This is a genomic window from Streptomyces sp. HSW2009 (assembly GCF_040240285.1).
In the GTDB taxonomy this organism is placed as follows: Bacteria; Actinomycetota; Actinomycetes; order Streptomycetales; family Streptomycetaceae; genus Streptomyces.
This window is the reverse complement of record NZ_JBEHZD010000231.1, coordinates 1-11,559: the sequence shown is the minus strand read 5'-3', so window position 1 is coordinate 11,559 and position 11,559 is coordinate 1. Positions and strand designations below refer to the sequence as shown.

Below are 11,559 nucleotides of genomic sequence, written 5' to 3'. Positions count from 1 at the left end.
GGGGGGGGGGGGGGGGCGGGGGGGGGGGGGGGGGGGGGGGGGGGGGGGGCGGGGGGGGGGGGGGGGGGCCGTGGAGCCCCTGGGGGGGGCGACCCCACTGCGCCCCGTCCCCAGCCGCCGGCCCCCGGCCCCGTGAAGAAGCTCGACCCCCGACTGCCGGAGCGCGGGGAGGGGGAGGAGTAAGGGGAGGACGAGTGGAAGGATGAGAGGTGAGGGCCAAGTGAGTACGACTACTCATGTGGTCCGACTGGCAACCCTCCGTAGGATCTTCGCTGTTGCAGTAGGGGCAAGCGAGGGGCGGGACGTGGCGTGGGCGAATTCGAGTGCGGGGCGCCCTGGCGGGCCGATGGGGAACGAGGGGCCCGCCGGTGACGAAGGCACGGAGCGCGGGGGCCGTCGCCGTCGCACTTGGCGCCCTGGTCTTGGTGGCGGGGTGCTCGGACGCGGACAAGAAGACCGACGAGAACGCGTGCGACCCGACCCCGCGCACGGGCGAGCAGGTCGAGGAAGAGGTCGGCGCGTTGTCCAGTGGGGTCCTTGACGCCATGGGGATCAAGGCCAAGGTGACGGACACGAAGCCGATGGCCGGCCCCTACGACGGTGCCTCGGAAGAGGACCGGGCGCGGATCGTCAGGCACCCCTGGTCGGTGCACGGGGTGCGGAACGAGGTGTTGCAGAGCGGCATGGACAACCTTGCCGTCGAGTTGCCGAAACGCGGCTGGAAGATCGTCAAGAGCGGGCCTGACGCAAGCCGGAATCGGAACCTGGAGGTCTCGGCCGTACACCTCAAGACGCGTGCCCAGCTTGAGATGACGTGGATGAAGGGGCTTGACGGGCATGCGGCGCTGATTTCGGTCGACGTCTACTCGCGCTGCTTCCGTGAACCTGATCGGGCCGAAAGGGCCGCGGGCGAGGGCTGAGTTCCGGAGGGGGAGGGGAGTGGGCCCGGTGTCGGCTCAGGGGCGCCAGGTAGGCCCGGTGCCGGCTCGGACAGCCGTGTTCGGCCGGCCCACTGCGCCCCGCCCCCAGCCGCCGGCCCCCGGCCCCGTGAAGAAGCTCGACCCCCGCCCGCCGGAGCGCGGGGAGGGGGAGGAGTAAGGGGGGAACCACCCCGCACGCCCGAGTCCGGCCCCTCATGTCCCTCGCCCCGCACGCCCGAGCCCGGCCCCCTCATGCCCCTCGCCCCGCACCCCCGAGCCCGGCCCCTCATGTCTCTCGGCCCGCACGCCTCACCCCTCAACCCCCAGCCCCACCCCCACGGAGCGGTGCCCCCGGGGGTTCTGGGAAGTGGCAGGCGGTCAGGTGGCCCGGGGGGTTGTCGGGGAGGTGGGTGAGGGGTGGGGTGTCCGTTGTGCAGCGGGATTGGGCCTTCCAGCAGCGGGTGTGGAAGCGGCAGCCCGACGGTGGGCGGATGGGGGAGGGGACGTCGCCGGTGAGGCGGATGCGGTCCTGGCCGCGGGGGCGGGGCGGCCCTTCCGATTTCGTGAGGTCAGTGCCCGTCGCGGAGGTGATGGCCGCCGGAGGGGCGGTGCCCGTCGTGCTGGCTGTGCCCGCCGGGGCGGCCGAGTCCGTACGCGGTCCGGGGTGCGGTTCTTCCTCCGCGAGTAGGGCCGCCGCGTCCGGCACCGCGGAGAGCAGGGCGTGCGTGTACGGGTGGCGGGGGCGGGTGTAGATCGCCTCGCGGTCGCCGACCTCGACGATCTTGCCGAGGTACATCACCGCGACGCGCTGCGCGAAGTGCCGTACCACCGCCAGGTCGTGGGCTATGAAGACGAAGGCGATGCCGAACTCGGCGCGCAGCCGGTGCAGCAGGTTGACCACCTGGGCCTGGATGGACACATCGAGCGCCGAGACCGGTTCGTCGGCCACGATCAGCCGGGGTTGCAGGGCCAACGCGCGGGCCACGCCGATGCGTTGGCGCTGGCCGCCGGAGAACTCGTGCGGGAAGCGGTTGTAGTGCTCGGGGCTGAGCCCCACCGTCTCCAGGAGCTCGCGCACCCGGGCCTCCCGGCCGCCCGGCGGTCGGATGCCGTTGATCTCCATCGGGCCGGAGATGATCGAGCCCACGGTCTGCCGCGGGTTGAGTGACGAGTACGGGTCCTGGAAGATCATCTGGATCTCCGGCCGGATCGGCGCCAACTCCTTCCGGGTGGCCCGCGTGATGTCCTGGCCGCGGTAGCTGAGCCGGCCGGCCGTCGGTTCGAGCAGCCGGGTCAGCAGCCGCCCCGTGGTGGACTTGCCGCACCCCGACTCGCCGACCAGGCCGAAGCTCTCGCCCGCGTGCACGGTCAGGTCGATGCCGTCGACCGCCTGGACGGCGCCCACCTGCCGCTGGAACGGGAACCCGCCCATGATCGGGAAGTGCTTCGTCAGACCCTCGGCCACCAGGAGCGGGGCGCCGGCCGGGGAGCCGGCCGACCCGGCATCCAGGCCCGGGCCCGGACGCGTACGCGTGTCCGGGCTCGCCTCCGGACGCGTACCCGTACCCGTACCCCCGCTCGGCGCCGTGTGCGGGGGCGCCGGGCGCGGATCGTCCGCTGCCGGGCCGCGCCGGTGCCTGCCGTCGCCCGGGTCCTTGCTGACCTGCCGCTTCATCGGTCCACCGCCCCCGCCCCGGCACCGGTTCCGCCGGCACCTTCCGTCCCGTCAGCGCCTTCATCCCTTTCCGCCCCGCCAGTGGCGTCGACCCGGTGCGCCCCGTCAGCCTTGCTGGGCTTGCGGTGCCTGCCGGTCCCGCCGCCGCTGCCGGGCGCCTCGTACCCGACGTACCCGGCGCCCCCGGCGTCCCCGGCGTCCCTGGCGTCCCTGGCGTACGCGGCGTCCCCGACCCCACCGCCCGCCGCGCGGAGCGCACTACCGCGGAGCGCACCCGCCCGGTCGGGCCCCAGATGGCAGGCGGCGCCGCGGGTCGGCGGGAGGGCGGGGCGTTCCGTGGCGCAGCGGGTGCCGCCGACCGCGGGCGGATGGGCGCAGCGGGGGTGGAAAGGGCAGCCGGAGGGCGGGGCGAGCAGGCTCGGGGGCGTGCCGGGGATGGGGCGGAGCGGGACGTCCAGCGGGGTGCTGAGGCTGGGCATCGAGTCCAACAGGCCCCAGGTGTACGGGTGTCTGGGCGAGCGCAGCACCTCCCGTACCGTGCCGTGCTCCACCGCCTGGCCCGCGTACATCACCAGCAGGTCATCCGCGGTCTGGGCGACCACCCCCAGGTCGTGCGTGATGAGAATGATCGCCGAACCGAACTCCTGTTGGAGGTCGCCGAGCAGGTCGAGGATCTGGGCCTGCACCGTGACGTCGAGCGCGGTCGTCGGCTCGTCCGCGATGAGCAGATCGGGGTTGCAGACCAGTGCCATGGCGATCATCGCGCGCTGCCGCATGCCGCCGGAGAACTGGTGCGGATAGTCGTCCACCCGCCGCGCCGGATGCGGAATGCCCACCTTGGCCAGCATCTCGACGGCCCGCCGCCTGGCCTGCCGGGCGGTGGCGCCGGTGTGCTTGCGGTACGGCTCGGCGATCTGCCGGCCGACGGTGTAGTACGGGGAGAGCGCGGTCAGCGGGTCCTGGAAGATCATCGCCATCTTGTTGCCGCGCAGCCGCTCCAGGGTGCGTTCGCCCGCGCCGACCAACTCCTGTCCCTCCAGCAGGATCTGGCCCTGCACGGTGGTGGTGCGCGGGTCGTGCAGGCCGAGCACGGCCAGGTTGGTGACGGACTTGCCCGAGCCCGACTCGCCGACGATGCCGAGCGTGCGGCCCCGGGCCAGCGTGAAGGAGAGCCCGTCCACGGCTCTGACCGGGCCGTCCTCGGTGGCGAAGCGCACCCGTAGGTCGCGTACGGACAAGAAGGCGTCGGCCGCGCCGTCGGCCGGCGCCGGTGCGCTGCGGGGGACCGTGGTCATCTGCTGAGCCCTCCTAGGCGAGGCGTACGCGCGGATCGATGAGGGCGTAGGCGGCGTCCACCACGATGGTGAACACCACGATCGCCGCCGAGCTGATCAGCATCACGCCCATCAGCATGGGCAGGTCGGTCAGGCGTACGGAGTCCACCGCGAGCCGCCCGATGCCGTGCAGCGTGAAGGTGTACTCGGTGATCATCGCGCCGCCGAGCAGTGAGCCGAGGTCCATGCCGAAGAGGGTGACGATGGGCGCGATCGCCCCGCGCCAGGCGTATCGGAAGAAGACCGTGCGCCGCCCGAGCCCCTTGGCGCGGGCGGTGCGCACATGGTCCTCCTGGAGCTGTTCGACCAGTTGGGAGCGGGTCATCCGGCTGTAGTTGCCCAGGAAGAGCATCGACAGGACCAGCCAGGGCAGCAGCATCCCGTTGAACCAGCGGACGGGGTCGTCGGTGATCGGGTAGTACGCCGGCTGGTCCATGATCGCCAGGCCGCTGACGAACCAGGCCAGGCAGAGCACCCCCACGAAGTAGACCTGGAGGGACTGGCCGAGCAGCGAGAGGGAGCTGAGCAGCTTGTCGACCCAGGTGCCGCGCCGCCAGGCCGCGACCATGCCGATGCCGACGCCGACCACGAGGAAGACCGCGGCGGCGCCGAGCGCGAGCGAGAGCGTGGTGGGGAAGCGGTCCACGATGGTGTCCCAGACCGGTTCCTGGTTGACGAAGGAGTAGCCGAAGCAGGGCGCGTCGCAGTGCCCGATCGGGAAATCGCGGCCGGCGACGATGCCGGCCATGAACTTCGCGTACTGGACCGGTACGGGCTCGTCCAGCCCGAGGTTCTCGTTGACCAGGGCCATCGAGGCCGCGTCGCAGTTCTTGCCGCAGGCCAGCCGGGCGGGCTCGGCGGGCAGCGCGAAGAAGAGGAAGAACGTGATCGCGCTGATCAGGACGAGGATCACGACCGCGCCGAGGGAGCGGCGGAGCAGGAATCTCAGCATGGCATCGCGGCTCTTCCGGTTCGATGGGCGCGGGGCCGGTACGGGGCTGGTACGGGCCGAGGCGTGGGTGGTTGTGGTGGGCGGTCGGCGGGCGGGTGCGCCTGAGGCGTGGGCGCGGTGGTGTGGGCGCGGTGTGCGCCGGTACGCGGCCGGGGCGCGGGCCGCGCCGCCGCCCCGGCCGTACGGCTACTGCATGGACTGCATGGACTGCGCGGACTGCGCGGACTGCGCGGATTTCATCAACGTGGCCAGTACGGCGGCCACTTCGCGAACTCCGCCGCTACTTCACGAACACGGCGGTCGGGTCCACGGCCCCGTACGGCTCGTGGAACTTCACCCCGCCGATGCCCGAGCCCCAGAGCGTGAACAGCCGGTTGTAGAAGACCGGGATCTGCGGGACCTCGTCGGTGAGCACCCGCTCGCCCAGTCCGATCCACTCGGTGGCGGCCCGGTCCACGTCCGGGATCTGCTCGATCCGCTCGATCTCCTTGTTGATCGCCGGCGCGTTCAGGTGGGAGTAGTTGGACGAGCCGTCGTAGACGTTCTTGCCGCCGTAGACGGGCGGTACGACGGTCGATCCGGACGGCCAGTCGGCGCTCCACGAGGAGCGGTACAGGTCGTAGCGGTTGTCCACCTTGCCGATCTGCGTGTAGTACGTGCCGCGGTCCAACTCCTTCTTCTCGACCTTGAACCCGGCTGCCTCCAGGGCCCGTTCGACCACCACGGACGCGTCCTGCGCGGGCTTGTCGTTGCCGTACGCGTAGACGATCGAGTAGCCCTCGGCGCCCGCCTCCTTCAGCAACTGCCTGGCCTTGTCGATGTTGCCGCCGGGGAACTTGCGCTTCTGGAACGGGTCGAAGCCCGGTCGGTAGCCCTTGAGGGTGGGCCCCACCAGCGAGCCGGCGATCTCGCCCGCCTTCGGCCCGCCGTACTGCTGGAGGTACTGGCCGGCGGGGAACGCCCAGGCCAGCGCCTCGCGGACCTTCTTGTCCTTGACCCGGCTGGTGTTGATGGTCATCACGTCCACGTACGGCTGGGTGCGGGTCAGCGAGCGCGCCAGCGCGCCCCGGTCCCGCAGCACGGTGCTGATCTGCGCCGGATCGACCGCGTTGTTCCAGGTCATGGTGGTCCGGTCGGCGCCCTTGTCGGCGAGCAGCCGGCGCGTGGAGTCCGTCCACTGGTGCCCGAAGGAGACGTCGAAGCGGTCCACGTACTGGTGCCTTGTGGCATCGGTCTTCGGGTCCCAGTGCTCGTTGCGGACGAAGCTGATGCCCTTGCCGGGCTTGAAGTCCACGATCTTGTACGGGCCGGAGGAGACGGGCGCCTTGTTGTACCGCTCCTTGCCGTCCTTGGCCGGCGGCACCGCGCCGATGTTGGGCATCGCCACCGCGAACGGCACCTCGGCGCGCGGCTGGTCGAAGTGGAACACGATGGTCTTCGCGTCCGGTGTGTCCAGCACCGAAGCCGGCAGGTGGTCCCCGCCGTACGGGCCGTCCGGCAGCGCCTTGCGGTACGTCTGGCCCTCGCCGGACAGCCACTGCTGGAGGTAGGTGGGCCCGTTGGTCTGGAACTTGGCGTACAGCCGCTCGACGGCGTGCCGCACGTCCTTGGAGGTGATCGGGGTGCCGTCCTCGAACTTCAGCCCCTCCTTGAGCGTGTACGTCCAGGTCCGGCCGCCGTCGGACGCCTTGCCGATGTCGGTGGCCAGGTCGCCGACGAGGGTGGTCCTGCCCGTCTTGGCATCCACCCGGTAGCTGGTCAGCGTGCGGTTGTAGAGCGTCTGCATGATCAGCTCGTCGCTGACGTAGATCTGCCCGGGGTCCAGGTACTCGTACGCGTCGCGCTGGAGGACCTGGACCGTGCCGCCCCGCTTGGCGCCCGGCACCTCGGGCGCCGGCCCGGTGGAGTCGGCCGTGGTGCCCAGGGTGATGCCCTGGGCCGCCATCGTCGGCTCCGCCGAGCGGTCGCCGCCGGACCCGCCGCCGCCCTCGCTGCACGCGGTGAGCGCGAGGGCGCCGGCGGCCAGGGCGATGGCGCAGGTTCTGACTCTGGATGTGCGGTTGACCGTCATGGCTGTGGATGCACCTGCCTCGTCGGACGGAACACTGCTGCGCACTGGCTGGCTGGTACTGCCGCCACCGGGACCGGGGGTACGGGGACCTGGGGTGCCGGGACTCGGGGTACGGGGACCGGGGGTACTGGGACCTGGGATACCGGGACCCTGGGATACCGGGACCTGGGGTGTCGGGCTCCGGGGTGGTGCCGGGGGTCGGGCTCCGAGGTATCGGGCTCCGGCGGCGGCCGGTCGGTTCATCTGCTGGTCTTGGGGTCCATGGCGTCCCGCACCGAGTCCCCGAGCAGGTTGAACGCCACCACGAAGACCACCATCGCGACGCCGGGAAAGACCATGTACGTGATGTCGCCCTCGTAGACCTCGGCGCCCTTGGCGAACATCCGGCCCCAGTCCGGGGTCGGCTGCACCACCCCGACGCCGAGGAAGGACAGGCCCGCCTCAGTGGTCACGAACATGGGCAGCATCAACGTGGCCTGCACCGTGATCGGCGTGCCGAGGTTGGGCAGCAGCTCCTTGCGGATGATCCGCCACGGCGAGGCGCCCGTCACCCGGGCCGCCTCCACGAACTCCCGCTCGCGCAACGAGAGCACCTGCCCGCGCAACAACCGCGCCAACTGCATCCAGCCGAGCAACCACAGCACCGAAATCAGCGCGGTCACCCGGAACCAGGTCGGTGTTTCATCCTCATCGCTGATGAAAAGCACGGTGAGCACCGGCATGAACGCCACGAAGAACAACTGCTGGGGAAAGGAGAGCAACAGGTCGATGAGCCGACCCAGGAAGTAGTCGGTGCGCCCGCCCAGATATCCGGCGGTCACCCCGATGATGATGCCGGTGAGCGTGGACAGGATGGTGGCGGCGAGACCGATGAGCAATGAGGTGCGAATGCCGTAGACGAGCTGCGTCAACACATCTCGGCCGAGACCGGGTTCGAGTCCGAACCAGAATTCGCCGTCGATGCCGCCATTGGGTTTCATGGGATAGCCGGTGACCGGGTCGAGGAGTTCTGGCCGGCCGAGTCCGTACGTGGTGTACGGGTCCTTGCCGTACAGCCAGGAGATCACCGGCGCCAGGACGGCGACCGCGCAGAAGAACACCACCACGCAGCCGGCGGCCATCCCCGCCCGGTCCCGCCGGAACCGCCGCCACATGAGCTGCCGCGGCGAGCGTCCCGCCAACTCCTTGCCGGCCGGTTCCTTGGTCACCGCGGCCCCGTCCGGCGGTCCCGGGGCCGGCCCCGATGGCCCGCCACCGGCGGGATCAGCGCCCGCAGCCGCGGCCTGAGAGGAAATCGTCATCGCGTAGCGCCCCCGCACTTCTCACTGGAGTGCCGTGCTCGTGGACTACCCGCGGACGTCGTCGCGCATCAGCCGATGCACATCGCCCGATGATCGGGACTGTCGCAATGAATTCCCGACCCGGTCAAGAGGGCGTGGCACGGATACATCGCGTGTACGGACTTCTTGGCCGAACGTTTTGCCCAATTGAGGCGACCGCGTGCTTGACACGTGGGAAAGGAGGTCGGCGAAAGAGTGACAGAAGGCGATGAAAGTCCCGCAAACCCCGGTGCGGCGGCGAAAATTGACCCGTGCCGCCCCGCTGGTCGTATGCCCCCGGCCACCCTAAGTCCTGCCCCGACGGCGCGTGCGGCCGGGGCCGGGGAACGCTGCGTGAGCGCTTTCCGTAGGTCGATCTCCTATTGCACTGCACGGCCCGTGGGCGAGGCGGCGCGGGAATCGGGAATGCAGCCCGGCCGCCTAAACATTTCCCGATTTGCTCACCGCGGGCGTACTTGAGCGCGCCGGGTCCTGGGTAGACCGGGGGGTGCCGGGCGGCGGGGGCCGCTCTTCACACCGGCACCGAGGGGGACGGCCATGACGGGCCAGGCACCACCCATCAGGCGCGAGGTGCGGATCTTCGGCGCGTTGTACTGCGCCGTGCTCGCCGCCGTCTCGCTGGCCTGGATCATCCGCGACCTGGACCAGGTCGACGAGAGCTCCGACCTGTGGTGGCACTGGGGCGGCGTGCCCGACACCCCCATGGAGGGCGTGCCGGGGTCGTCGACCCTGGACCTGCTGCTGATCATCCTCTACGTGGTGGTCGGCGTCACCGCACTGAACTCGGCGGTCGCGGGCAGCGCCCTGGTCACCGTGGCGGTCACCACGGCCGTGCTGCGCCTGCCCAGCCTGTGGAACCTGCACGCGGACTGGATGTCGGATGAAGTCGGTGGCGGACTGCTGACCAAGGCCCAACTCAGCGCCTGGGGGACGGTGCTGGCCAGCATCGCGCTGCTGATCGCGGTCTCCGTCACGCGCACGCCGGGCGGCCCCACCCCGTCCGGACCGCACGGGGCTCCTCCGCGCCCGCACGCCCCTCCGCGCCCGCATGATCCCTCGCGCCCGTACGACCCCGCGCAGCCGTACGACTCCCCGCCGGCGCACGCCTCTGCGCAGTCGTACGGCGCGCCGCCGCTGCCCGGCCGTCCACCGCTGCCCGGCCGGCCGCCGGGGCCCGCGCCCGCCGGACCCGGGTTCGGTGGTGGAACCGGTGCGTTCGGTGGTGGTGGCGGCGGTGTTGGCGTCGGCGCTGCCCAACGAGCTTTCCTCGCCCTGGTGTTGGTCTCCGCGGTCCTCGCCGGCTGGGAGATCTACCTGGCCCAGGAGTACGGCTGGGACCACTACGAGCGCCGGATCACCGGTGAGCGCAACCTGGGGTCGCTGCTCGACGAACCCTCCTCCTGGGTGGGCTGGTTCATCGTGCTGCTGGCGGCCGTGGGCGGCCTCGCCGTGCGCAACCGCGCGCCGCGCGCCCGCCCGGTCGCCATGACCGCCGCCTTCCTGGTGCTCTACATGGCGGTCAGCAACGTGTCCTACCTCCTCAAGCTCGACATCCTCGACCACATGGACGAGGTGGAAACCGCCGGCAAGCTGCGCTTCTACTCGTGCTTCGCGGAGGCGCTCGCCGGCCTGGTGGTGCTGCTGGCCCTGGCCCCGCGCGGCCCCGCGCCCACCGCCGCAGCCCCCGGCGGCTGGGGCCCACCAGCCGGCCCGCCCCCCGGCACCCCCGGCTACGACTCCGGCCGCCCGGCCCCCGGCGGCTACGGCGCCCCAGGCCCGTACGGCACGGCCGGCGGGTACGGCGCGCCCGGCTACGGCCAGCCCCCCGCGGGCCCGTCCGGCTACGGCCAGCCTCCCGCCCAGCCGCCCGCGGGCCCGCCGCCGCCCGCATCGCCGCCGCCCGGGCAGTGGTGACCCGGGCGGACCAGGCGGCGCGCATCGCACGCGAGCGCGCGCAGGTCGGAATCGGAACGAGTCTCGGCGAAACCCGGTGGCCGGCACACGAATTCGTTACGCTGCCGACGGCCGGTGATCACGGAAGGTGAGCCGGCCGTCACACCTCCGGCCTGCCTGCCGCCGCGCACCTGCGCGCCGGCCTGCTGCGGGTCGGGGAAGCGGGGCGGCGGGGGGCCGTTCCGAACACCGGTAGCGGGGGGACGCCCATCATGGGCCAGTTACAGACCATCAGGCGCGAGGTGCGGATCGCGGGTGCGGCGTACTGCGCCGTGTTCGCGGCCATCTCGCTGGCCTGGATCATCCGGGACCTGTCGAAGATCGAGGACGGCGGCAGCCTGTGGTGGCACTGGAGCGGCGTGGAGGGGCCCACCTTCCTGGCCGGCTCCGCCTACCACGATCTGCTGTTGCTCGTGCTGTACGTGGCGGTCGGCGTCGCCGCGCTGCGCTCGGCCGTCGCGGGCAGTGCGCTGGTCGCCGTGGCCGTCGCCACGATCGGCCTGCGGCTGCCCAGCCTGTGGTACCTGCGCTCCGGGATCATGGACTACCTGCCGGACGGCATCGTCACCCTGGCCCAACTCACCTGCTGGGCGGCGGTGTTGGCGAGCGTGGTGCTGGTTGCCGCGGTCTTCGCCGGCAGGACGGGGGGCCCGGCGGCGGCTGGGCTCCGACCGTACGGGGCTGGGGCGTACGGGGCCGAGTCGTACGGGTCCGCGCCCCAGTCCGCCGGTGCGGCTCCGCACCCGGGCCGGGCGCCGGGGGCGGTCGCGGCCGGGCCCACGCCGCTCGGGGTGATGGCCGCCCTGCTCCTGTTGGTGGGCGCCGGCGGCAGCATGATCGGCTGGCAGTTCTACGTGCTCCACAAGGTGAAGTGGGAGTACTACGAGAAGATGCTCACCGGGCACCGGTTCAACCTGTCGCTGCTCGACCTGCCCCCGGCCTGGGAGGTGTGGTTCGTGGCGCTCCTGGCGGTGGTGGCGGGCTGCGCGGCGCTGCGCCGTACCCCGTCCGTACGGCCGCTCGGCCTGATCGCGGCGTTCCTGGTGTTCGGCATCGCGGTGTTCGACGTGGTCTTCTACCTGAAGGTGGACTACTTCGCCGAGTGGGGCCGCCTGCCGACCAGCGGGAAGGTGAACTTGTTCCTGACGGCCGCGGAGGCCGTCGCCGGGCTGTTGGCGTTCTTGGCGCTGGTGCCGCGCGGGCCCGAGGCGTTCGGGAGCGCGCCGGGTGGTGCTGCCCCGGGCGGCGGGGCCATCGCCGGCTGGGGGCCGCCCGGCCCGCGCGCCCCGCGCGCCGGGCCCGCCCTCGGCGACC

The 11,559-nt window shown here is 72.0% G+C and carries 7 protein-coding genes and 1 pseudogene; 3 read left to right on the top strand and 5 right to left on the bottom strand.

What is annotated here, in order from left to right:
- Positions 1-368: 368 nt before the first annotated feature.
- On the top strand, positions 369-920 hold the full coding sequence (locus AAHZ94_RS18155; protein ID WP_349994007.1) for a hypothetical protein: 552 nt from the start codon (positions 369-371) through the stop codon (positions 918-920).
- A gap of 316 nt (positions 921-1,236) precedes the next feature.
- Here AAHZ94_RS18155 and AAHZ94_RS18150 read toward each other — a convergent pair whose 3' ends face one another.
- From AAHZ94_RS18150 to AAHZ94_RS18130, 5 genes and pseudogenes are all read right to left on the bottom strand, one after another.
- A complete protein-coding gene (locus AAHZ94_RS18150) occupies positions 1,237-2,352 on the bottom strand; it encodes an ABC transporter ATP-binding protein (RefSeq protein WP_349994008.1) in 1,116 nt (371 codons plus the stop codon).
- Positions 2,353-2,861: 509 nt separating this feature from the next.
- Positions 2,862-3,890 (bottom strand): annotated as a pseudogene (locus AAHZ94_RS18145) (ABC transporter ATP-binding protein); the annotation flags it as partial.
- Between the two features lie 13 nt (positions 3,891-3,903).
- On the bottom strand, positions 3,904-4,881 hold the full coding sequence (locus tag AAHZ94_RS18140; protein ID WP_349994006.1) for an ABC transporter permease: 978 nt from the start codon (positions 4,879-4,881) through the stop codon (positions 3,904-3,906).
- Positions 4,882-5,161: 280 nt separating this feature from the next.
- Positions 5,162-6,952, bottom strand: a complete 1,791-nt coding sequence (locus AAHZ94_RS18135) for an ABC transporter substrate-binding protein (RefSeq protein ID WP_349994005.1) — start codon at positions 6,950-6,952, stop codon at positions 5,162-5,164.
- A gap of 239 nt (positions 6,953-7,191) precedes the next feature.
- Positions 7,192-8,253: an ABC transporter permease gene (locus AAHZ94_RS18130; RefSeq protein WP_349994004.1), complete on the bottom strand. Its 1,062-nt coding sequence runs from the start codon at positions 8,251-8,253 to the stop codon at positions 7,192-7,194.
- Between the two features lie 576 nt (positions 8,254-8,829).
- On the opposite strand from AAHZ94_RS18130, the gene AAHZ94_RS18125 reads away from it, so the two are divergent.
- Positions 8,830-10,206: a hypothetical protein gene (locus AAHZ94_RS18125; protein ID WP_349994003.1), complete on the top strand. Its 1,377-nt coding sequence runs from the start codon at positions 8,830-8,832 to the stop codon at positions 10,204-10,206.
- A 251-nt stretch (positions 10,207-10,457) separates the two neighbouring features.
- Positions 10,458-11,559: hypothetical protein (locus tag AAHZ94_RS18120; RefSeq protein ID WP_349994002.1), on the top strand; the 1,102-nt coding region annotated here is incomplete at its 3' end.